Origin of the sequence: Microbacterium sp. Root553, assembly GCF_001426995.1 — a bacterium.
Lineage (GTDB): Bacteria > Actinomycetota > Actinomycetes > Actinomycetales > Microbacteriaceae > Microbacterium.
Genome location: NZ_LMFY01000001.1, coordinates 494,900 through 517,074, shown reverse-complemented (window position 1 = coordinate 517,074; position 22,175 = coordinate 494,900). Strand labels below are relative to the sequence as shown.

Genomic DNA, 22,175 nt, shown 5'->3' with positions numbered 1-22,175 from the left:
CTAGGTCAAGCGCAGCGAGGTCTCGACGAATTGCCGCACGCGCGACGATCTGAGCGGTTGAAGAAAGATCCGGTAGATGTGGCAAAGACAAGCGCTCCTAGAACAAGAATCCGCTCAAGCCTAGGGTGGTCACCCACTGCTCGTCGGCCGTTCTCGTGTGTGTACCCCATTCCGGCGGTCTGGAACCGATCGATCAGCGGCTCGGATAATTCACGGCTCCGCCGAACGAGGGGTGTGAGAGACCACTCGGCGATCGCCACGTGCTCGCGGCATACTCGCCGGGAATCGGCCACCAGCTGCTCCGCCGTGACGGGCATTGCCTCGTAGGCGGCTTCGTGGGCTGCTGAGGGCGTCCACCGGTTCTGATCGTTGCCGGCTGCCTCTCCGAGGTAGCGGCTCACGGTTCCGAGGGCGGAGACGGCGCCAGGGACGGCGAGCACGTGCGCCTCGACCCGATAGCCCTGCGTGCGGAACGTGGCTGCTGTGGATTCGACCACCGGCAGCTGTCGCATCGTCGTCTCCAGGATGACGCTGCGCCGCTCGGCGCGCAGGTAGTCGGCGGCCATGCCGACCCAAGCGCCGGAGGCCTGGGCGGTGACGTGCGGCATCGCGAGCGGGTCGGTGCGCATCAGGGTGCGGTAGTCGGGGTGGAAGGCGCGGAAGTCGTCGCCGATGACGGGCACCGCACCGGCCGCTCGCTGTGCACGTCCGCGATCGCGCGCGACTTGCCCGCTCCCGGCTGGGCACCGACGAACACCAAATACGGGTGCAGCTCGGCGGCGGCGCCGCCGGCGGTCAGCGTGGGCGCGATCTTGCGGTCGAAGATCTCGCGCAGCTCGTCCGCGCTGAGATCATCCCTCCAGCTCACGCAGTCGCGCGTAAATGGCGCAGACGTGACCGGTACTCGTCGGTCTTCGCCTTGATCGTCGCCAGGTCCGAACCGCGCACGCTGTTCACGTCCTGCCACAGGGCGATGTGCGCGGCCGTGGCCTCCTCGCGCTCGGCGGCCGTGTCAGCGTGGTCCGAGAGCCAGATGCACTCGCCACGCAACTCGGTCGCGGTCTCGCGCATGATGTCGTAGACCATCGGGTCGAAATCCACGATCTCGGGAGCGACTGCCGTCTTAGCCATGAGATCCCCTTCCGCCTACCTCTCCAGCATTCGCCGCGCCTCCGACACTGCGCCGGGTCAACCTATGCGCGCGATCGCCCCACCGACTCTGCCGGCGCTCGGAACGAAAGCACCGCAGCGGTGCACCCGCACGGCCGCAGAGTCACGGTCGCTGACCGTCATACCGGAACTCAGTCAAACGAACCAGCTGCGGTCGCCCACCGCGCCGTTAGCCTCCAACTATGAAGGCCTCCACGAGAACGCCGCCCAATCGGACGGGTGATCAGCGCGGACCTCGGCCAGCAGCCTCAGGGCGCGTTCCCGGAACTCGGTTGGATAGATTCTCGACATCATTCCAACTCTTACAGATAGAAAAGTCGGGACGAAACCCAGGGCGAATCACTCTTCAAGATTTCGAGGACGCAGCCGACTTCGACCTCGCCATCATGGAACGCCTCCAGCATTACGTGGCGGAGCCGCTGGCCTGAGCTGACGACATCGCGTGTGCGAGCTATAACGCCGGGGGAAGACCGTGCGCGTGCAAGAATACCAAGATGCCGGTCGTCGACCAGCGTTGCGAAACCAGGTACGAAAGATGAACGTGACAACTAGCAAGGGTCAAGCCGGTACAGCTGTCAACTCAGACGCCACAGCACCAAAGCGCGACGGCTCTCCGAGCACGAGCCGCGAATTCCGATCGGAGATTCAAGCACTCCGTGCAGTTGCAGTTCTGCTCGTCGTCCTCTGGCACCTGTGGCCCAGCGCTCTGCCAGGAGGCTACGTCGGCGTCGACGTATTCTTCGTAATCTCAGGTTTCCTCATCACCGCGCACCTCCTCGCCGAAGTCCGGACGAGAGGAACAGTATCAGTGACGCGCTTCTGGGCGCGGCGAATCCGTCGATTGCTACCGGCGTCACTGCTCGTGCTCTTCGTCTGCGTCGTCGCAGCTTTCGTGTGGTTGCCGGACACATTTCTGCGGAGCAATTTGCAGCAGATTGCGGCGAGTGCTCTCTATGTCGTGAACTGGGCGCTTGCAATAGATTCCGTCGACTATCTCGGCGCAGACAGCCCGACCTCTCTCGTGCAACACTACTGGTCGTTGTCGGTCGAGGAGCAGTTCTATCTCATCTGGCCTCTGCTGCTTGTGGCCGCTATCGCAATCGTGCGTCTGAGGGTACGACGCTCGACTCCTCCAACAGCCTGGCCCCAGGTGCGAACCACCGTATCGATAGTCCTCCTCGCGGTATTTTTGGGCTCGCTCGCCTACTCTATCTACCTGACGGGTTATGCCAAGCCGCTCGCCTACTTCAGCACTTTCACGCGCGCCTGGGAGTTCGCTGCCGGTGCATTGCTCGCGATCCTCTCTCTGCACATCTCCTCGCCACGGCGGGACGCTAATTCAACGGCACGACGGGCGCTTTTTGGGGAGGTGGCTGCGTGGGCTGGGGTGGCGCTCATCGCCTGGTCCGCCATCTCTTTCTCAGATGCGTCCCCGTTTCCGGGGGCGATCGCCCTGCTTCCGGTGGCCGGGGCGCTCCTGATCATCGGCGGTGCGGGAAGCGTCAGCACAAGATCTTTTACCCGAAAGATTTATAGCGTTGGGCCTGTCCAGCGAATCGGCGACTGGTCGTACGCGATCTACCTCTGGCATTGGCCCCTGATTGTCTTGTACCCCTTCGTTTTCGGGGAGGCTTTTGGCCTCTTGGGGGCGCTCGCGATCGGACTCATCAGTGTTGCCCTCGGCTGCGTGACGAAAGTTCTGGTGGAGGACCCGGTTCGCACCGCACGATGGTGGGCGGTGCGGCGGTGGCCGTCGTACCTCCTTGCGCTGATCGGCGCCATCGTCGTCGTGGCAATTGCTTTCGCCGGAACGAGGATGATCGACGCTCGAACGTTTGATGCTCGACAGTGGGTGCAGACGCAGCTGGCCGATGAGTCCCCATGTTTCGGCGCAAGCGCATTGGCGCCCCAAGCTCAATGCGGAGACCCTTTCGCGGTCACCGATCGGATCAACACCCGCTTCGCGGCCACCGATTTAGATCCGAATTGGTGCGTCGCTGAACCTGGTGAGGAGTGGAGAAGCTGTGAATACGGTGCGACGAGCGGATTCGACCAGACGATTGCTCTCGTCGGGGACTCTCACGCGGCGGCGCTCGTACCTGCCTTCGATTCGTATTTCGCGGAGAGAGGCTGGAGAGTTGTCACCTACCTGCGAGTGGGGTGTCCTGGCGTGACCGATGTGCCTTTCGCGGTACCCGGGCGTGAAGAGTGGAAACGCGAGGAATGCGCCACCTGGTCTAAACGTGTTCTCGATGAAATCGAATCACGCGAAGACATCGGAGTCGTTGCCTTTTCGAGTTTTTCGAGCAGCTACGACCACGCTGTCACCGGGGAAGTTTCGCTCTCGGCCGCGATGATTTCGGAAACATGGGAACGCCTGCGTGCATCGGACAAGGAGGTCCTTTTCATTCGGGATGTTCCCTCAACATCGCAGGTCAATATTCCGCGTTGTCTGGATATGACGCATGACGTCAAAGCGCCGTGCGCGCTTGACCGTTCCACGGCAGTCTCGTCCGACGAATTCACCGCGGCAACTGCCGCGAGCAATCTACCCCTAGTTGACATGACTGATTTCTTCTGTGATTCAACCGACTGCTTCGCCGTCATCGGAGATGTCATTGTGTACGCGGACTCTAACCACGTAAGCGGCACATACGCGAGAACTCTCGCCTCGTTTCTCGGGGACCGAATCATGACGAATATCGGCGAAGAATGACGACATCCGCGGACCGGATGAAGTAACTTGACATCCCGAGTGGTGAGGACGCGCCAAAGATGGCGACTGCCTGCCTGAGTTGGCCTATCGGTCGATGGGGACTGCTGACGGTTTGGTTGACTCCAACGCTGTGAGGATTTTGGTTCTCACGGGAGGATGGTCAACGTGCCCAAAGCATTCCCCAAGGAGTTACGAAACGATGTCGTCGCGGTCGCGCGGCGGGGTGAAGCCCCGATCAGCCGGATCGCGAAGGACTTCGGTGTCTCGGAGTCGTGCCTGCAACGGTGGCTCAAGATCGCGGACGTCGAAGACGGCATCAAGCCCGGCGTGACTCAGGCCGACGCGGCCGAGTTGCGGGAGGCGCGCAAACGCATTCGGTTGCTCGAGCAGGAGAATGAGATCCTGCGCCGTGCGGCCGCGTATCTGTCGCAGGCGTCACTCCCCAAATGATGTTCCCGCTGGTCCACGAGTTGGCCGCTGATCGGATTCCGATCGCGGTGACCTGCCGGATGCTGGGTTTCAGCAAGCAAGCGTTCTTCAAATGGCGCGCCGACCCGGTCGCGCAACGGGACTGGGACAACGCCCACCTCACCAATGCGGCCGTCGATCTGCACCGAGACGAACCGGCGTTCGGGTATCGGTTCATCTCCGACGAGATCGAAGCCGAGACCGGTCTGAGGGCGTCGGAGCGGCGCGTGTGGCGGCTGTGCTCCGAGCAGCGCCTGTGGTCGGTGTTCTCGAAGAAACGCGGCCTGAACCGCAAGGCCGGGCCTCCCGTGCATGACGATCTCGTGCTTCGTGATTTCACCGCGACCCGGCCGGATCAGTTGTGGCTGACCGATATCACCGAGCATTGGACTGATGAGGGCAAGCTGTATCTTTGCGCGATCAAAGACGTCCATTCAAATCGGATCGTCGGCTACTCGCTCGACTCGCGGATGACCGCGAATCTCGCTGTCGCGGCGCTCCGCAACGCCGTTGCGCTCCGTGACCCGGTCGGGACGACGCTGCACTCGGATCGTGGGTCGCAGTTCCGGTCGCGGAAGTTCGTCGAGCTGCTCCGAGAAGTCGGGATCATTGGGTCGATGGGCAGGGTCGGAGCATGCGCGGACAACGCCGCGATGGAGTCGTTCTTCTCGCTACTGCAGAAGAACGTGCTCAACAAGAAGAGGTGGCATTCGCGGCAGGAACTCCGCCTCGAAATCGTGACCTGGATCGAGCGGACCTACCACCGCCGCAGGCGCCAACGCAGGCTCGGGCGGCTCACCCCCATCGAGTTCGAGATAATCAACTCAGAGGCCGCTCACGCGGCCTGACAACCCCAAACAAGACGAGTCAACTGAACCGTCAGCAGTCCCGTTTCAGCCACGAGCAGGCTCTAGGTGACAAGGCCAGGATGGCTTCTGGCTTCTGGCTTCTGGCTTCTGGCTTCTGGCTTCTGGCTTCTGACGTCGAGAGCGAGAAGTGTGTGAGGGGTGTAGCGATTGAGTAGCGCCCTATCCTGCCCGCGGTTGCAACGATGTGGCGGTGTGGCGTCCGTAGCGGGTGAATGTATCGAGCGCGTGAGCGTCGGTGGTTCGTGATCCTCTTGGAGTGGAGGTCGTCATGGGATCAGTGGAATCGTACGAGACGGCGCGGGGAAAGCGATATCGGGTGAGGTATCGGCGTCCTGACCGGACGCAGACGACGAAGCGGGGCTTCACCACGAAGCGCGAGGCGGACAACTACCTCGCAACGGTCGAGGTGTCGAAGATGCGCGGGGAGTGGCTCGATCCGTCCCGCTCGAAGGTGAGTGTCGCAGACGTCGCCGCGGAGTGGATCGCCGGCCAAGTGCAGATAAAGCCAAGCACGCTCTCGGGGTATAGATACACGCTCGATCGCCATATCCTGCCAACGTGGGGGAACCGGCGGCTCGTCGAGATCGGTCACGGCGAGGTACAGGCGTGGATCACGACTCTGGCAGAGGGTTTGGCTCCGTCGACTGTGCGCCAGATCTACTTCGTTCTCGCGGCCCTCATGAAGTACTCCGTGAGGGATGGTCGGATTAATCGCGACCCGACCGATGGTGTGCAGATGCCGCGGAAGCGCGCGACCGACCGTGGGTACCTTTCCCACGACCAGGTGGCGTCTCTCGCGTGGGAGTGTGATGGACACGCGGATCTCATCGCCTTCCTCGCCTACACCGGGCTCCGGTGGGGAGAGATGGCTGCGCTAAAGGTCTCGTCGATCGACTTTTCCCGTAGGCGCGTCGACGTGAAGGAAGCTCTGACCGACGTGCGCGGAACGCTGGTGCGCGGAACACCGAAGACGCACGAGCGCCGCTCTGTGCCCTTCCCCGCGTTCCTGGAGACTCCGCTGCGCGCCCGAGCGGCAGGAAAGCAACCTCAGGAGTCTCTCTTCGTCTCTAGTCGCGGTCTGGAGATGCGCAACGGCAATTTCCGCAAACGGGTGTTTCTCCCGGCGCTCAAGCGTCTCCAGGAGCGTGATGCGGGCTTCCCTACAGTGACAGTGCATGATCTGCGTCACACGGCCGCGTCGCTCGCGATCTCCGCGGGGGCGAACGTCAAGGCTGTGCAGCGGATGCTCGGTCACGCATCGGCCGCGATGACCTTGGATGTGTATGCAGACCTGTTCGACGACGATCTTGACCACGTTGCTGGTCGTCTCGATGAGGCAGCCAGTGAAGGCGTGGCCAAAATGTGGTCAAGTCCGTCACCGGGGCAAAGCAAAACCCCCGCCATGTAGAAGCTAGGCGAGGGTTTCTGGGCTGATTGTAATGATCAGCCTTGTGGCTCCGACGGGCGTCGATCCCGTGACCTCACGATTTTCAGTCGTGCGCTCTACCAACTGAGCTACAGAGCCGTGCGACCGGCGAACCTGCCGCACCTAGACGAAAGGCCCTTCTCGAAGAAAAGAGCCCATCGCTTAGAGCGACCCTGACGGGACTTGAACCCGCGACCTCCGCCGTGACAGGGCGGCACGCTAACCAACTGCGCTACAGGGCCATACTTGTTTTCAATTGTATCGGAAGGAGTGACCCCAACGGGATTCGAACCCGTGCTACCGCCGTGAAAGGGCGGCGTCCTAGGCCGCTAAACGATGGGGCCGAAGTCTGTCCCGGGGGACTTCCTTGCCGACGCTCAAGCATAAGGGAAGATTCGAGCAAAACGCGAATCGAGGGCGAGCCTGCTGTCCCCCGGGCGTGTTCGGGAGGAACATGGGGTCATCGCTGTGCCCGCTGATGTCGCCCGCCACCTGTTGCGGATGTGACTGATGTTGTTAGTGTGGCATCTGTGAAACCGGCGGAAGGGGCCGTGTGAACGACAAGCACTCTCCGACGGATGCTGCTGCGGCGGCATCCGACGACTGCGGCTGCGCGCCCACGCCCGCAGAGAGCCGCGCTTTCTGGAAGGACGGCGCGGTCAGCCGCCGCGGTGCCCTGACTCTCGGCGCGCTCAGCGTCGTCGCTCTCAGCGCATTCGGCGTCACCTCCGGTGTGAACGCCGCCTACGCCGCGTCGTACCCCAGCTGGGACGACGTGCAGAACGCCATGAACAACCAGTCCTCGAAGGCCGCGGAGGTGACGCGCATCGAGGGGCTCATCCAGTCGCTCACGCAGCGGGTCGCCGACGCGCAGGCCAAGGCCATCCTCGCGGGCGAGGAGTACAACACCGCCCAGCTGGCGTACTTCGACTCGATCGCCGTCGCCGAGGAGCTGCAGTCGCAGGCCGACGCTCAGGCCGTCATCGCCGACGACGCCACCAAGAAGGCTGCACAGCTCGCCGCCCAGCTGTACCGCAACGGCGGCGACGACACGGCGCTCGAGCTCTTCTTCGCCGGGTCCGCCGACAACGCCGACGAGCTGCTCTCGCGCCTCGGCACGATGGACAAGGTCTACCAGTACAACCAGACGGTGCACGACAACGCGGTCGCCGCGCGCAACTCCGCGCAGTCGCTGACCGATCAGGCCAACGTCGCCCGCACCGAGCGCGACCGTCTGCAGAAGATCGCCGAGCAGAAGATGATCGAGGCACAGGCCGCAGCGGATGCCGCGCAGGCCGCACTCGACGAGCAGTCGGCCAACCTCGCCACGATGCAGGCGCAGCTCGCCGCTCTGAAGGACGCCACGGCCACCACCGTGGCCGGCTACCAGGAGGGCGTGCGCGTCGCCGAGGAGGAGCGCAAGCGCCGCGAGGCCGAAGAGGCCGCCAAGGCTGCAGCGGGCAACGACAACGGTGCTGGTGGCGGCGGTGGCGGCGGCGGTGGCGGAGGCGGTACCGCCGGAACGGGCGGCTGGGTCCGCCCGCACGGTGGTCACCGCAGCGCCGGATACGGCCCGCGTCCCAAGCCCTGTGCGGCGTGCTCCGGCTGGCACTACGGCGTCGACCTCGCGAACGGCTGCGGGGCCGCGATCTACGCCGCGCAGTCCGGCACCGTCGATTACGCCGGCCCCCGAGGCAATTACGGCAACTACATCCGCATCCAGCACGGCGGGGGAGTCTCCTCGGGCTACGCGCACATCAGAGACGGCGGCTTCGCCGTCCGCAACGGCGCCTGGGTGAACTCCGGCCAGGTCATCGCCTACGCGGGCAACACCGGAGCATCCGTCGGCTGCCACCTGCACTTCGAGGTCTACCTCAACGGGGAGTACACGAACCCGATCTCGTTCCTCGCGGACCGCGGCATCTCGGTCTGATCCCCGCACCGATCATGCAGAAGACCCCCGGCCGCTGAGAGCGGAACCGGGGGTCTTCTGCATGCTGCTCGGGTCAGTGACCCTGCTCGCCGAAACGGACGATCGCCTCGTCGAGGATGCGCTCGGCCTCAGCCTTGTCGCCCCACGCGTCGACCTTGACCCACTTGTTGGGCTCGAGGTCCTTGTAGTGCTCGAAGAAGTGCGCGATCTCCTTCTTCGTGTACTCGGCGATGTCGTCGATGTCCTGGATGTGGGCCCAGCGCGGGTCCTTCGACAGCACGGCGACCAGCTTGTCGTCGCCGCCGGCCTCGTCGCTCATCTTGAGAACCGCGACGGGGCGGACCTCGACGACGACGCCGGGGTAGATGGCGTGGTCGAGCAGCACGAGAACGTCGAGCGGATCGCCGTCCTCGCCGAGCGTGTTGTCGAAGTAGCCGTAGTCGGCCGGGTACCCGAAGGTCGTGTAGAGCACGCGGTCGAGGTGAACTCGTCCGGTCTCGTGGTCGACCTCGTACTTCACGCGGCTGCCGCGCGGGATCTCGATGACGGCGTCGTGTGCGCCCATGCGTGTGCTCCTCAGAAAAGACGGTTGGATGCCGCGCACCAGCCTACCCGGGGAGGCCGCCGCCGTCCGGGCGGTCGTGCCCTGCCGTTCAGCCTCGACGCCGCGTGATGCGGCCCAGCAGCCGGGAGAAGACTCCGCTGAGCAGCAGCACCAGGGTGCCGGCGTACCCGACCGTCGGCACGAAGACCGCGAGCGCCAGCGCGATCAGGAACAGGATGATCGCGGCGAGATCGCCGATGATCCCGGCGCGCAGGGTCTCGGGCGTCGTCGTGCCGAGCTCGGGATGACGCAGCAGGTAGACCCCACCTGCGAGGGTGGTCGTCTGCGTCGCGATCAGGGTGCCGATATAGACCACGGGCTGCAGCAGGTCGGTGTCCATCTGCCCGACCATCGCCGTGGGCACCGGCAGCCAGACGATCGTCGCCATCCACGCCACGTTGATCCACAGAAGCGGAGTGGTGATCCACTCCACGTCGCGGTACTGCCGGTGGTGTCCCATCCAGAACGTCGCGATCAGGACGAAGCTCAGGCCGAAGCTCAGGAGCTGCGACGAATGCTCGGAGAAGAACTCCACGGTGGTCAGCGTGTCGGACGCCGCCTCCGACACCGCCTCCATCAGGGGGAGGATCAGCAGCGTCATCGCGATCGCCACCACGGCGTCGACGAAGGCCTTGAAGCGCTCGGGAGGGAATCGGCCGTCGGTGCGGGATCGCGATGCGTGTTCTGCCACGGCGTCAGGTTAGGGCGATCGGTGTCATCCGCGCGACCGCGGCACGGCGATCCGTCGTCGTGATCTACCGTGGAGCTGTGCCCTCGCTCTCACCCGCCATCGCCGAGATCCGCCTCGCCGTGCGCACCGCGCTCGCCGATCTGCACGAAGGATCGACCGTCGTCGTCGCACTGTCGGGCGGAGCGGACTCGCTCGCGCTCGCCGCGGCCGCCGCGTTCGAGGGCTCCAGGCTCGGACTGCGGGTGCGCAGCGTCACGGTCGACCACGGGCTGCAGGACGCATCGGATGCCGTCGCCGCGCGCGCCGCGCAGACGGCGACCTCGCTCGGCCTCGACACTCTCGTCGTCACCGTCGACGTCGGTGCGGGGGGCGGCCCTGAGGCCGCCGCGCGGGATGCGCGCTACCGGGTGCTGAGGGACGCCGCAGCGGATGCCGGTGCCGCGGCCGTTCTGCTCGGGCACACCCTCGACGATCAGGCGGAGACCGTGCTGCTCGGCCTCGCCCGGGGCTCCGGTGCCGCCAGTCTGCAGGGCATGGCCCCGGTGCGCGACGACGACGACGGTCTGCGCTGGGTGCGCCCGCTACTGCGGGTGAGGCGGGAGACGACGCGGGCGTTCTGCGCGGCATCCGACCTGGAGTTCTGGGACGACCCGCACAATCTCGAGGATCGCTTCGCTCGGGTGCGCGTGCGGGAGCGGGTGCTGCCGGTTCTGGAATCCGAACTCGGGCCGGGCATCGCCGAGGCTCTCGCCCGCACGGCGGAGCAGCTGCGCGAGGACGCGGAAGCCTTCGACGAGATGATCCACGAGACGATCGAGGACATCGTCGAGCACGCGGAGGCGGGGATCTCGGTCAGCGTCGCAGCGCTCGCCGCGAATCCCGCGGCGCTGCGCAACCGCATCATCCGCCTGGTGGTGGACAGCGAGTTCGGTGTGAGCCTGACCCGGCTGCAGACTCTGGAGGTCGCGCGCCTCGCGACGGACTGGACGGGTCAGGGACCCATCGACCTGCCCTCGTGCTCCGCCGCTCGAATCGGCGGACGCATCGTCTTCACCGCGCGCTGAGGACGCAGACCGCGCAGGGAGCGATCGCCCCGCGCTCGCGTCGATCGCCTTCGCGCCGATCTACTTCTTGCCGCCGAAGAGCCCGCCCAGCAGATCTCCGATGCCGCCGCCGCCCGACGATGCGCCGCCTCCGAGCAGGCCGCCGATGATGTCGCCGATGCCGCCCCCGCCCGACTGCGCCCCGGAGGTGCTCGACGGTGCGCTCTTGCTCTTCGTCGCGTTGGCGATGAGCCCCATCACGATGGGGGCGAGGATCGGGAGCAGCGCGCCGAAGTCGATGCCGGCGGTCTCCTTCGACTCGGTGAGCTTCTCCGTCACCTTCTTCTCGTCGGCGCCGAGGATGTGCGAGACGATCTTGCCGCCGTCGGTCTGATCGATGTCGTCGACCTTCGCCGCACCGCCTCTGCCCTCGTGGCGCTTGAGGGCGTTCTCGATCGCCGTCGAGCCCTCGGCGGTCGAGGCGTTCTTCGCCAGCCCGCCCAGCAGCACGGCACCGCCCTGCTCGACCGCGGACCTGGCGACGTCCGGCGAGACGCCGAGCTTCGCGGCGATGTCGTCGACCGGCACCTGCGTGAGGATGTCATCAAGAGCCATGGGTGATTCCTTCCCTCGGTGGACGGATGCCCGTTCCACCGCCAGGGTAGTGCGCGTGGCGCTCCGCCGGTATGCCGTTCGCGCGGGCCGCACCCGGTTGGGGGAGACCGCCTCCGACGACGTAACATCGATCCATGCGCGCCGCGGAAATCCAGGACGACCTTGCCCAGATCCTCGTCACCGAGGAGGAGATCATCGCGAAGCTCGATGAGCTCGCGATCCAGGTCGCGGCCGACTACGCCGGCAAGGAGATCATCCTGGTCGGCGTTCTCAAGGGCGCGGTCATGGTCATGGCCGACTTCGCTCGCGCACTGCCCTTCCACGCGCCCATGGACTGGATGGCCGTCTCGAGCTACGGCGCCAGCACCAAGTCGAGCGGTGTCGTGCAGATCCGGAAGGATCTCGACACCGATCTGAACGGCAAGCACGTGCTCATCGTCGAGGACATCATCGACTCCGGTCTCACGCTGAGCTGGCTGCTGGAGAACTTCGAGTCGCGCGGAGCGGAGTCGATCGAGGTGCTCGCGCTGCTGCGCAAGCCCGAGGCGGCGAAGGTCGTCATCGACTGCAAGTACGTCGGCTTCGACATCCCCACCGACTTCGTCGTGGGCTACGGACTCGACTACGACGAGCGCTACCGCAACCTGCGTGACGTCGCGGTGCTCGCGCCGCACGTCTACAGCTGAGTCGCGTCTCGTCCCGTCGCAGGCTCCTCGCCCGACGACCGGGTCTGAGCGCCGGTACGCCGTGGGTGAACGCACAGCGCCCACCTAGAGCGTGCGCGATACGCTGATCCGACCATGGATGTCAAGAAGCTCACTCGGAATCCGCTGATCTACGTCGCGCTGATCGGGCTGCTGCTGTTCGGCGGCTTCCTGCTGATCTCGAACCTCGGCGCCCCGAAGCAGATCACGACGCAGGAGGGGCTCACGCTCCTCTCCGGCAAGACCGTCACCGAGGTCGTGAACACCGACGGCGACCAGCGCGTCGACATGACCCTCTCCAAGCCGTTCAAGGGCTCCGAGAACGTGCAGTTCTACTACGTCGACGCCCGGGCCGACGAGGTCGTGACGGCGATCACCTCCGCCGACCCCAAGGACGGCTTCGACGACGCCGTCCCGCGTGCCACGTGGTTCGACGGCATCCTCTCGCTCCTCCTCCCGCTCGTGCTGCTCGGCCTGCTGTTCTGGTGGCTGCTCTCGTCGATGCAGGGCGGTGGCAGCAAGGTCATGCAGTTCGGCAAGTCCAAGGCCAAGCTCGTGAACAAGGAGACCCCCACGGTCACCTTCGCCGACGTCGCCGGTGCCGACGAGGCGATCGAGGAACTCCACGAGATCAAGGAGTTCCTGCAGGACCCGGCCAAATTCCAGGCGATCGGCGCCCGCATCCCCAAGGGCGTGCTCCTGTACGGCCCTCCCGGAACCGGAAAGACGCTGCTCGCCCGCGCCGTGGCCGGTGAAGCCGGTGCGCCGTTCTACTCGATCTCCGGCTCGGACTTCGTCGAGATGTTCGTCGGTGTCGGTGCCTCCCGAGTGCGCGACCTGTTCAATCAGGCCAAGGAGAACGCCCCCGCGATCATCTTCATCGACGAGATCGACGCCGTCGGCCGCCACCGCGGCGCCGGCATGGGCGGCGGGAACGACGAGCGCGAGCAGACGCTCAACCAGATGCTCGTCGAGATGGACGGCTTCGACCCGAACGCGAACGTCATCGTGATCGCGGCGACCAACCGCCCCGACATCCTCGACCCCGCGCTGCTGCGCCCAGGACGCTTCGACCGTCAGATCGGCGTCGACGCCCCCGACCTCAAGGGTCGGCAGAAGATCCTCGAGGTGCACGCCAAGGGCAAGCCGCTCGCGAAGAGCGTCGACCTCGAGGTCGTCGCCCGCAAGACCCCCGGCTTCACCGGTGCCGACCTCGCGAACGTCCTCAATGAGGCCGCGCTGCTGACGGCACGCTCGAACGCGCAGCTCGTCGACAACCGTGCTCTCGACGAGGCCATCGACCGTCTGATCGCCGGACCGCAGCGTCGCACCCGCGTCATGAAGGACCGCGAGAAGCTGATCACGGCGTACCACGAGGGCGGTCACGCGCTCGCCGCGGCGGCGATGAACTACACCGATCCCGTGACCAAGATCACGATTCTGCCCCGAGGCAAGGCCCTCGGATACACGATGGTGCTGCCGCTCGACGACAAGTACTCCGTCACCCGCAACGAACTGCAGGACCAGCTCACGTACGCCATGGGTGGGCGCGTGGCCGAGGAGATCATCTTCCACGACCCGACCACAGGTGCGTCCAACGACATCGAGAAGGCCACGTCGATCGCCCGCAAGATGGTCATCGAGTACGGCATGACGACGCAGGTCGGACCGGTCAAGCTCGGCTCCGAGGGCGGCGACATGTTCGTCGCCCGCGACATGGGACGCGGCCGCGAGTACTCCGAGAAGGTCGCCGAACGGGTCGACGCCGAGGTGCGCGCCCTGATCGAGCAGGCGCATGACGAGGCGTACAAGGTGATCAGCGCGAACCGCGACATCCTCGACCGCCTGGCCCTCGCCCTGCTCGAGGAGGAGACGCTCGACCACAACCAGATCGCCGAGATCTTCACCGAGGTGCGCAAGCTCCCCGAGCGGCCCCTGTGGCTGTCGAGCGAGTCGCGGCCGGTGTCGGACGTGCCCCCCATCGAGGTGCCGAAGAAGGTCGTGCCCGTCGCGGCATCCGTCGAGGCGCCCGCCACCGCTCCGCGCACGCAGCCCGGATCTGCGGGAGCCGGTCAGGCTCGACCCGCGACGGCCTGATCCGTGGCTGTCGACCGCGCACGGGTCGAGCGGCTCACCCGTGAGCTGCTCGAAGCGATCGGCGAGGATCCGGATCGCCCGGGGCTGAAGCAGACCCCGGCGCGGATGGGCGAGCTGTACGCGGAGTTCTTCTCCGGAGTCGGGGAGGATGCCGCCGCCCCGCTCGCGCACACCATCAGCGTCGCGCGCGGTCCGGCGCCAGACACCCTGCCCTCGGGAGCCGTGCTGCTGCGCGACATCCGCTTCCGCTCGGTCTGCGAACACCACCTGCTGCCGTTCGCGGGACGGGCGCACATCGCGTACCTCCCCGGTGAGCAGGTCGTCGGCCTGGGCGCGCTGGTGCGCGTGGTCGAGACCCTCGCGGCCCGGCCGCAGGTGCAGGAACGTCTCGGCGAGCAGATCGCCGACACGATCGCCGAGAACCTCGACACCCGCGGGGTGCTGGTCGTGCTCGACGCGAGCCACGGCTGCGTCACGATGCGCGGCGGGCGTCAGCCGGAGGCGTCGACCCTGACGATCGCCGCGCGCGGCGAGTACACGGATGCGGTCGCTCGCGCCGAGCTCATCGCGCTGATCGGTGCATCGACCGGGTCGGCGCACGCATGACCGGCATCTGGGGCATCGTCAACATCACCCCCGACTCGTTCAGCGACGGCGGGCGCTACTTCGACGTGGACCGCGCCGTCGCGCACGGCCTGCAGCTGCGCGCCGATGGAGCCACCGTGCTCGACATCGGCGGCGAGTCGACCAGGCCCGGCGCTCAGCGTGTCGGAGCCGAGGAGGAGCAGAGGCGTGTGCTGCCGGTGATCGAGCGGCTGGTCGCCGAGGGCGCTCCGGTGAGCATCGACACTCTCGACGCCTCGACCGCCGCCGCGGCGGTGCGAGCGGGGGCGCGGATCGTCAACGACGTGTCGGGCGGTCTCGCAGATCCGGACATGCTCGCGGCGGTCGCCGAATCCGGCGCCGACTACGTGATCGGGCACTGGCGCGGGTTCTCCGACGACATGTACGCCAAAGCGGTCTACCGCCGCACCGCCCGCGAGGTCGCGGGGGAGCTGCAGGAGCGGATGGGCGAGACCGCCGCATCCGGCATCGCCCCGTCGCGGCTCATCCTCGACCCGGGCATCGGCTTCGCGAAGGCGGGTGCCCAGAACTGGGACGTGCTGCGCGGACTCGACGAGATCGTGGCGCTGGGCCCGCGCGTGCTCATCGGCACCTCGCGCAAGAGGTTCCTCGCGGAGACCCTGGGCGCGGACCCCGCCGGGGTCTCGGAGGCCCGCCACGATCTCGCGACCGCGGTGACCAGTGCGCTCGCCGCCCGGGCCGGGGCGTGGGCCGTGCGCGTGCACGACGTGAGTGCCACACGGGACGCGCTCGCCGTCGTGCGCGCCTGGGAAGGATAGGACCATGGAGCCCCTCGATGAGATCGTCCTGACGGGACTCACCGTCTTCGGCAGGCACGGCGTCTATGACCACGAGCGCGAGAACGGTCAGGAGTTCACGATCGACCTGCTCCTGACCATGTCGCTGCGCGCGGCCGCGGCCTCCGATGACGTCGTCGACACGGTGCACTACGGCGAACTGGCCGAGGAGGTCGCCGCCGTCGTCGCCGGAGAGCCGGTGAACCTGATCGAGACGCTCGCCGAGCGCATCGCCGACGTCGCCCTGGCGGATTCCCGCGTGCAGTTCGCCACGGTCACGGTGCACAAGCCGCACGCTCCGATCGCCCTGACATTCAGCGACGTCGCGGTCACCGTGCGCCGTGCGCGGTCGACCGAGAAGGACACACCATGAGTCGCAACCTGGCGAACCCGCCCAGCCTTCCCGGCCCCCGCCCCGGACGTGCAGAAGCCGTGGCCGTCGTCGCCTTCGGCGCGAACCTCGGTGACCGTGAGGCCACCATCCGGGCAGCGGCGGACCGCATCGCGCGACTGCCTCTGGTCAGCGACGTGCGTCTGTCGCCGCTGTTCGAGACGGTGGCGCTCAGGCTGGACGGTCCGGATCCCGAGGCGCCCGGCTATGTCAACGCGGTCGCGCTGATGACGACGCGTCTGGCTCCGAGCATCCTGCTCGGGATGCTGCACGCCGTCGAGGACGAGCACGGCCGAGAGCGGCACGAACGCTGGGGGGACCGCACGCTCGACCTCGACCTGATCGCCTACGGCGACGAGAGTGCGGATGACGAGCGACTGCAGCTGCCGCATCCGCGCGCCGCCGAGCGGCTCTTCGTGCTCGAGCCCTGGCTCGCTCTCGACCCGGACGCCGAGCTGCCGGGCCGCGGCAGGGTCGCGGACCTCGTCACGAGCCTGCGCGCCGCGGAGCAGCGATGAAGCGCACCTCCGTCGGACTGCTCGTCGTCCTCGCGCTCCTCTCGGGTGCCGCGGGCTACGTGCTCGACCACATGCTCACGGCCATGGGCCGCACCACCTTCACTCCGTCGCTCCTGCTGCCCCTGCTGCTCCTGCTCATCGGTGCGGCATCGCTGGGCGTGGCGTGGCCGGTGCGCGTGAGCGTGCGCAGCGGCATCCGTATCGATCCGTTCCGCGCGACCCGCGCCGTCACCCTCGCCCGGGCGTCGAGCCTGCTCGGCGCGATCATGGCCGGGTTCGGCGTGGGGCTGCTGGTGTTCCTTCTGTCCCGGCCGATCGATCCCCCGGTAGGGTCGACTGTGGCGATGCTGGCGCTGATCGGAAGTGCGGTCGCGCTCGTCGTCGCCGCGCTCATCGCCGAACAGTTCTGCATACTTCCGAAGGATCCTGATGACTCAGAACCCAGAGATCGAGCCGGGGACCCCGGCCCCGCTGAACTCGGCGGAGGTCACTGACCTCGCAGCCCTCGACCAGGGGACGTATCCGTCGCTGCGCACCGCGCGCAACGACGCCCGCCTCGAGCTCGACGGCAGCTGGCACCAGATCTCGCCGCGCTACGTGGTGTCGCAGATCCTCCAGAACGTGATCTTCATCGCGTTCATCCTCGCGATCGCCGTGGTGCTCGCGCTCGTCCTGCACCAGACCTGGGTCTGGATCCCCGCGGGGGTCGTCGTGGTGATCACCCTGATCACGCTGGTGATCCTGCCCCGTCAGGCGAAGGCGATCGGATACATGCTGCGTGCCGACGACATCGTCTTCCGCAAGGGCATCCTGTGGCAGCGCATGATCGCGGTGCCGTACGGACGCATGCAGCTCGTCGACATCACCCAGGGCCCGCTCGATCGCGCGTTCGGCGTCACCCAGCTCAAGATGGTGACCGCCGCGGCGACCACCGGGGTGCAGATCCCCGGGCTCACGCAGGCCGCCGCCGAAGCGCTGCGCGACACCCTCATCGAGGTCGCCGAGACCCGCCGGACGGGCCTGTGAGCGAGCAGCAGCCCCCCGCTCCTCCCGCACCTCCCGGCGCGGACACGGAGCGGCCGGGCGGGCTCACCACGCTCGCCGACGGTGAATGGCACCGGATGCATCCGCTCACCCCGCTGTTCAAGGGCGGGCTGGCGCTCATCATCGTCGCGGGCATCGCGTTCGCGAACCTGCGTGATCGGCTGATCGCCTGGTTCGTCGAACTCTTCACCCCGGGCGAGGAGCACTACGACTACTCCGGGGGAGACCCCGTCGACTGGGTGCTGTCGAACAACCTCGTCCTGGTCGTGCTGCTCGGCGTGCTCGTTCTGGTCGTGGTCCTCGTCGGCATCTTCTGGTTCGTCTGGCGGTTCCAGCAGTTCCGCATCACCGGCGACCACGTCGAGGTGCGCAAGGGCATCGTGTTCCGCTCGCATCGGCGCGCGCCTCTCGATCGCGTGCAGGGCGTCAACCTCACCCGGCCCTTCCCCGCACGCATCATCGGACTCGCCAAGCTCGAGGTCGTGGGGGCGGGGAACGACTCGAACGTCGAACTCGAGTACCTCGCGACAGGGCGCGCGGAGTCGGTGCGCACCGACATCCTGCGCCTGGCCTCCGGTGCCAGGGCGGCGCGCCAGGGCACCGCGGATGCCGCCGCCCGTGCCCGCGCCGGGGACGACGGGGTCGCGGGCGCACCCGCCTCCACCCGCTCCCAGCTCGTGGGCTCGATGAACGAGGGCGTCACCGGCCTCATCAGCGGCGTGGATCTCGCCGACGTCGCTCCCGAGAGCGTCGTGAAGATCCCCACGGGCCGCCTGATCGGATCGCAGCTGATCTCGAGCGTGCTCTGGTTCGTGTTCTTCGGCGTCATCTTCGGGGTGGCCGTCGGCGGCGTCGCGATCGGATCCCTGATCGACGGCGATCCGATCGGCGGATTCCTCGGGCTGGGGATCACGCTCGGTATCGCGATCCCCATGGTCGTCGCGATCGTGGGTATCACCTGGGCGCAGATCTCGAAGTCGCTGCGGTACTCGATCGCCCCCACTCCCGACGGCGTGCGGATCACCTACGGGCTGCTCACGACCGTCACCGAGACGCTGCCGCCCGGGCGCATCTTCGCCGTCGAGGTCACGCAGTCGCTGCTGTGGCGGCCGTTCGGCTGGTGGACCATCAGGATCAACCGCATGAGCGGCAAGAGCGCGGCGCAGCAGTCCTCGGGCTCGGCGCAGCAGTTCAACGTGGTGCTCCCCGTCGGCAAGCGGGCAGACGTGGAGCGCGTGCTCGCGCTCATCCTGCCGGAGGCGCCGGTCTCCGACATCCCGCTGGTCTGGGAGCACGGCATCCTCGGCCCGGTGGAGGGCGACCCCTATCGCACGATGCCGCGACGCGCCTGGTGGCGCCGTCCCCTGTCATGGAAGCGGCACGGCTTCGCGCTCACCGAGTTCGGTCTGCTGCTGCGCCGCGGCATCCTGTGGCGCAAGCTCGCGATCTTCCCGCTCGCCCGCCTCCAGGGGGTCTCGCTGTCGCAGGGCCCCGTCGATCGGGCGCAGCGGGTCTCCGGCGCGCAGGTGCACTCGGTGCAGGGACTCATCACCGGGTACCTGTCCGGACTCGAGCGGAGCGACGCCCTCTTCCTGCTCGACGGTGTGAGCTCGGCCGCGGTCGCCGCGGCGGCACGCGATCACACGCACCGGTGGGGTCAGTACGTGACGGACGCCGACGGTGCGCAGGTTCCGGGGTACCCCGGGCAGACCCCGGATGCGGCGGTCGATACGCCTCCTGCTCCGCCGGTGGCTCCGCCTGCTCCGCCAGTCGGTCCGCCTGCTCCGCCGGTGGCTCCGACTGCTCCGCCGGCGGCTGCGCCGGCTGGTCCGCCTGTTCCGCCCGCTCCTCCGGCTGGTCCGCCTGCTCCGCCGGTGGCTCCGCCTGCTCCTCCGGTGGCTCCGTCCGCTCCTCCGGTGGCTCCGCCCGCTCCCGACCGTGACTGACCCGTCTCGACGCGACGGTCGGCTCGGGGTCGGGATCATCGGGGCCGGCCGCGTCGGTCCGGTGATCGGTGCGGCGCTGGCCGGAGCGGGCCATGCGATCACCGGCATCACGAGCGGCTCCGATGACGACCGTGCCTCCGCGGTTCTGCCGGACGTCCCGGTCCTCGACCCGCTCGAGGTCGTGCGCCGCAGCGAGCTGGTGGTGATCGCGGTTCCGCACGACCAGTTGCCCGACCTCATCGCCGGCATCGCCGAGGTCGGCGGGTGGCAGCTCGGGCAGCTCGTGCTGCACACCGACCCCGCCTACGGCGTGGGCGTGCTGCGTCCTGCCGCGCAGAGCGGCGCGATTCCGCTCGCCGTGCACCCCGCGATCACGTTCACGGGCTCGACGATCGACCTGCGCCAGTTGCAGGCGAGCTATGCGGCGGTCACCGCCCCGCCGGGGGTGCTCCCGATCGCACAGGCCCTGGCCGTGGAGATGGGGTGCGAACCGATCGTGATCGACGAGGCCGATCGTCCCGCCTACGCCGACGTGATCCAGACGGTGACGGAGTTCTCGCGCTCGATCATCGCTCAGGCCACGGGCCGTCTCGGCGAGATCGGGGTCGAGAACCCCGGCGGATACCTGTCTGCGCTGGTGCAGTCGACGGTCGAGCGAGCGCTTCGCGACGCGTCGAGTCCCGAACCGCTGCTCTGAGTCAGCGTCCGCCCGAGAACCCGCCTCCGCCGCCGCCGCCCGAGAACCCGCCGCCGAAGGAGCCGCCGCTCGACGAGCTCCCCGTGGTCGGAGCGGAGTACGAGGCGGCAGCGTGGGAGGTCGCGGCGAAGCCGATGAGCTGAGCTCGCAGGAACGGAGCACTCGGGTCGCCGATCCAGGATGCGCCGCGCTGCTCGTAGGCGTACACGTGCTCGAGCACGGCGCCCCATTCGTCCTCCATGCCGAAGAGCATGGCGTAGGGGAGCAGCCGCTCGTAGACGACGATCACGTTCGCGCCGCCGTCCTGTCGCCGCTCGGCGCCCGAGTACGACTGCAGCATCTGCAGCCGATCGGCCTCCGCCACCCGGATGAACTCCTTGACGCCCATCAGATACTCGTACTGCCGTGCGCCCTCGGCCGTCAGCACGACGTGCTTCGAGAAGCCGTAGAAGCTCGACAGCAGCACGAGGAAGGTCGCGAACGCGATGGCGGTGAAGGCGGGCAGCGCCGTGACACGGCCCGCGATCACACCCCAGAGGCCGAGTCCGAAGCCCGCGAGCACGAGGGCGATCGCGCACCACTGCAGGATCACGGCCACGCGACTGCGCGCCTTGGTCGTGAGCCCGCGGGACACCGCTGCCTCGACGCCGCTCCTGGACAGTGTGGTCATCCGCGCAGCGAATGCCTCGCTGGATGTCGGGAGGTCGGCGACGCCGTCGGCGGCTCCCTCGAACAGCGCGTCGAGGGCCTCGGCGTCCAGAGGATCGGGGGCGCCGCCGTCCAGGCGACGCAGGCGCGGCTGCTCGGACTCTGCGCCTTCTTCGATCCGCAGCGCCCCGCGCACCGCGAGGTGGACGATCTCGGCCGGGATCGCATCCTTCGACCCGGGCACGATGGTGGCCGCCACCAGCGGGGGGAGCGAGTCGGGCACGTCGTACTGCGCGATGACGAGCCCGCTCGAGGTGCGGCGCGATCGCTTGAACGCCGACACCGCGAACCAGCTGCCCACCGAGAGCGCCGCCGCGCCGAGACCCGCGAGCGCGGGCACGGTGTCGGTGACCGGGTCGGGTTGACGCGCAGTCGGCTGCACGGCGGTACCGGCGTCGAAGCCGATGGCGACCGTCACCCCTTCGCCGGCAGCGAGGTCGACCGCCTCGACGCTGTACTCGCCGGGCGTGGGCATCGCGAGGTCGCACTTCTCCGTCGATCCGGAGACGCCGATGTAGCAGCGCGAGGATCCCGTCAGATGCTCCGTCATCTGCGGATCGACGGTGATGTCGGCGCGGAACGCATCGATGCGCTGGGTGCTGTCGAGGGGCAGCAGGTCCCAGTAGAACTCGTCGACGCCGGAGTCGGCGGCGAGGACGACATCCCGCATCTCGTACTCGATGACGTAGGTGGTGAGGCCGCGGACGTAGTCGTCGTCTCCCGTGAGGACGTACAGCAGGCCGTCGTCCTCGTCGGTCTCGTAGGGCACCTCCGCCCCGTTCTCGTCGGTGACCGAGAGCACCCGCAGGTCGACTCCCGCGTTCTCGTAGGTCGTGAGCAGCCCGCGCACGATCCCCTTGTTCTGGTCGACGTCGGGGAAACGCGCGGTCAGCGATTCGGTGACGTGCATGCGCGCATGTCCGTCCTCATCGAGGCCGAGGTCGATCTGCGTGTCCCACGACGCGTACGAGAAGTCGTCGACGTCGGCCTCCGCTGCGGGCACAGGGACGGAAGCGGATGCGGCCGCCGCAGGGAACAGAACTGCGGCCGCGGCGACGATCGTGGCGAGGACGGGGGCGAGTCTGTGGGCTGCCATGCTTCGAGGCTACCCAGA

Annotated in this window: 22 protein-coding genes and 3 tRNA genes; 15 read left to right on the top strand and 10 right to left on the bottom strand. The window is 67.4% G+C overall.

Annotated elements, in window-relative coordinates:
- Positions 1-5: 5 nt before the first annotated feature.
- The 3 genes from ASD43_RS02395 to ASD43_RS02385 are packed head-to-tail and all read right to left on the bottom strand — an operon-like array spanning position 6 to position 1,131.
- Positions 6-683: a zeta toxin family protein gene (locus ASD43_RS02395; RefSeq protein WP_056413081.1), complete on the bottom strand. Its 678-nt coding sequence runs from the start codon at positions 681-683 to the stop codon at positions 6-8.
- Positions 629-868: a zeta toxin family protein gene (locus tag ASD43_RS02390; protein ID WP_056413078.1), complete on the bottom strand. Its 240-nt coding sequence runs from the start codon at positions 866-868 to the stop codon at positions 629-631. Before ASD43_RS02390 ends, ASD43_RS02395 begins: the two co-directional genes overlap by 55 nt.
- Complete coding sequence (locus ASD43_RS02385) at positions 865-1,131, bottom strand: hypothetical protein (RefSeq protein ID WP_056413077.1); 267 nt, start codon at positions 1,129-1,131, stop codon at positions 865-867. Before ASD43_RS02385 ends, ASD43_RS02390 begins: the two co-directional genes overlap by 4 nt.
- A gap of 574 nt (positions 1,132-1,705) precedes the next feature.
- Here ASD43_RS02385 and ASD43_RS02380 point away from each other — a divergent pair.
- The 3 genes from ASD43_RS02380 to ASD43_RS02365 all read left to right on the top strand — a co-directional run bounded on the left by ASD43_RS02380 (position 1,706) and on the right by ASD43_RS02365 (position 6,631).
- Entirely contained in the window at positions 1,706-3,886 is a 2,181-nt protein-coding gene (locus ASD43_RS02380) for an acyltransferase family protein (RefSeq protein WP_082539195.1), read from the top strand.
- 165 nt (positions 3,887-4,051) lie between these two features.
- Positions 4,052-5,202 (top strand): IS3 family transposase gene (locus tag ASD43_RS02370; RefSeq protein WP_157550709.1). Its coding sequence is split into 2 segments (ribosomal slippage): positions 4,052-4,319 and positions 4,319-5,202, totalling 1,152 coding nucleotides; the frame shifts between segments, so codons are not numbered across the junction.
- A gap of 277 nt (positions 5,203-5,479) precedes the next feature.
- Positions 5,480-6,631, top strand: a complete 1,152-nt coding sequence (locus tag ASD43_RS02365) for a tyrosine-type recombinase/integrase (RefSeq protein WP_235564003.1) — start codon at positions 5,480-5,482, stop codon at positions 6,629-6,631.
- A 44-nt stretch (positions 6,632-6,675) separates the two neighbouring features.
- Here ASD43_RS02365 and ASD43_RS02360 read toward each other — a convergent pair.
- From ASD43_RS02360 to ASD43_RS02350, 3 genes are all read right to left on the bottom strand, one after another.
- Positions 6,676-6,748, bottom strand: a tRNA-Phe gene (locus tag ASD43_RS02360).
- 69 nt (positions 6,749-6,817) lie between these two features.
- Positions 6,818-6,891: transfer RNA gene (locus ASD43_RS02355), tRNA-Asp, on the bottom strand.
- A 29-nt stretch (positions 6,892-6,920) separates the two neighbouring features.
- Positions 6,921-6,993 (bottom strand) — tRNA-Glu (locus ASD43_RS02350).
- Between the two features lie 209 nt (positions 6,994-7,202).
- On the opposite strand from ASD43_RS02350, the gene ASD43_RS02345 reads away from it, so the two are divergent.
- Complete coding sequence (locus tag ASD43_RS02345; RefSeq protein WP_056413069.1) at positions 7,203-8,582, top strand: peptidoglycan DD-metalloendopeptidase family protein; 1,380 nt, start codon at positions 7,203-7,205, stop codon at positions 8,580-8,582.
- 73 nt (positions 8,583-8,655) lie between these two features.
- On the opposite strand, the gene ASD43_RS02340 is transcribed toward ASD43_RS02345, so the two are convergent.
- Positions 8,656-9,147: an inorganic diphosphatase gene (locus tag ASD43_RS02340; RefSeq protein WP_045254862.1), complete on the bottom strand. Its 492-nt coding sequence runs from the start codon at positions 9,145-9,147 to the stop codon at positions 8,656-8,658.
- Positions 9,148-9,235: 88 nt separating this feature from the next.
- Positions 9,236-9,877, bottom strand: a complete 642-nt coding sequence (locus tag ASD43_RS02335; RefSeq protein WP_056413066.1) for a TMEM175 family protein — start codon at positions 9,875-9,877, stop codon at positions 9,236-9,238.
- A 77-nt stretch (positions 9,878-9,954) separates the two neighbouring features.
- Here ASD43_RS02335 and tilS point away from each other — a divergent pair, with 77 nt between their 5' ends.
- Positions 9,955-10,941 (top strand): tRNA lysidine(34) synthetase TilS, encoded by a 987-nt coding sequence (tilS, locus tag ASD43_RS02330; protein ID WP_056413065.1) that lies wholly within the window; start codon positions 9,955-9,957, stop codon positions 10,939-10,941.
- 60 nt (positions 10,942-11,001) lie between these two features.
- Here the strand turns inward: tilS and ASD43_RS02325 are convergent, their stop codons facing one another.
- Positions 11,002-11,535, bottom strand: a complete 534-nt coding sequence (locus tag ASD43_RS02325) for a DUF937 domain-containing protein (RefSeq protein WP_056413062.1) — start codon at positions 11,533-11,535, stop codon at positions 11,002-11,004.
- A gap of 134 nt (positions 11,536-11,669) precedes the next feature.
- Between ASD43_RS02325 and hpt the strand changes: the two genes are divergently transcribed.
- The 10 genes from hpt to ASD43_RS02275 all read left to right on the top strand — a co-directional run bounded on the left by hpt (position 11,670) and on the right by ASD43_RS02275 (position 20,353).
- Positions 11,670-12,221, top strand: coding sequence for a hypoxanthine phosphoribosyltransferase (hpt, locus tag ASD43_RS02320; protein WP_045254858.1), 552 nt, complete (start codon positions 11,670-11,672; stop codon positions 12,219-12,221).
- A gap of 114 nt (positions 12,222-12,335) precedes the next feature.
- Complete coding sequence (gene ftsH, locus ASD43_RS02315) at positions 12,336-14,336, top strand: ATP-dependent zinc metalloprotease FtsH (RefSeq protein WP_056413059.1); 2,001 nt, start codon at positions 12,336-12,338, stop codon at positions 14,334-14,336.
- Between the two features lie 3 nt (positions 14,337-14,339).
- On the top strand, positions 14,340-14,942 hold the full coding sequence (folE, locus tag ASD43_RS02310) for a GTP cyclohydrolase I (RefSeq protein ID WP_056413056.1): 603 nt from the start codon (positions 14,340-14,342) through the stop codon (positions 14,940-14,942).
- The gene (gene folP, locus ASD43_RS02305) at positions 14,939-15,739 is read left to right on the top strand and encodes a dihydropteroate synthase (RefSeq protein WP_056413053.1); all 801 of its coding nucleotides are present in this window, start codon (positions 14,939-14,941) and stop codon (positions 15,737-15,739) included. Before folE ends, folP begins: the two co-directional genes overlap by 4 nt.
- A gap of 4 nt (positions 15,740-15,743) precedes the next feature.
- Complete coding sequence (folB, locus tag ASD43_RS02300; protein ID WP_056413050.1) at positions 15,744-16,130, top strand: dihydroneopterin aldolase; 387 nt, start codon at positions 15,744-15,746, stop codon at positions 16,128-16,130.
- The gene (gene folK / locus ASD43_RS02295; RefSeq protein WP_056413047.1) at positions 16,127-16,666 is read left to right on the top strand and encodes a 2-amino-4-hydroxy-6-hydroxymethyldihydropteridine diphosphokinase; all 540 of its coding nucleotides are present in this window, start codon (positions 16,127-16,129) and stop codon (positions 16,664-16,666) included. The genes folB and folK overlap by 4 nt, the downstream gene beginning before the upstream one ends.
- Entirely contained in the window at positions 16,663-17,160 is a 498-nt protein-coding gene (locus tag ASD43_RS02290) for a DUF3180 domain-containing protein (protein ID WP_056413044.1), read from the top strand. The genes folK and ASD43_RS02290 overlap by 4 nt, the downstream gene beginning before the upstream one ends.
- Positions 17,096-17,692, top strand: coding sequence for a PH domain-containing protein (locus ASD43_RS02285; RefSeq protein WP_056413041.1), 597 nt, complete (start codon positions 17,096-17,098; stop codon positions 17,690-17,692). Before ASD43_RS02290 ends, ASD43_RS02285 begins: the two co-directional genes overlap by 65 nt.
- Positions 17,689-19,656 carry a PH domain-containing protein gene (locus tag ASD43_RS02280; protein WP_056413038.1) on the top strand — a complete coding sequence of 656 codons (1,968 nt, stop codon included), beginning with the start codon at positions 17,689-17,691 and terminating at the stop codon, positions 19,654-19,656. The genes ASD43_RS02285 and ASD43_RS02280 overlap by 4 nt, the downstream gene beginning before the upstream one ends.
- On the top strand, positions 19,649-20,353 hold the full coding sequence (locus ASD43_RS02275) for a DUF2520 domain-containing protein (RefSeq protein ID WP_056413036.1): 705 nt from the start codon (positions 19,649-19,651) through the stop codon (positions 20,351-20,353). The genes ASD43_RS02280 and ASD43_RS02275 overlap by 8 nt, the downstream gene beginning before the upstream one ends.
- Position 20,354: 1 nt before the next feature.
- Here the strand turns inward: ASD43_RS02275 and ASD43_RS02270 are convergent, their stop codons facing one another.
- Positions 20,355-22,157, bottom strand: coding sequence for a DUF2207 domain-containing protein (locus ASD43_RS02270; protein WP_056413033.1), 1,803 nt, complete (start codon positions 22,155-22,157; stop codon positions 20,355-20,357).
- Positions 22,158-22,175 lie beyond the last annotated feature (18 nt).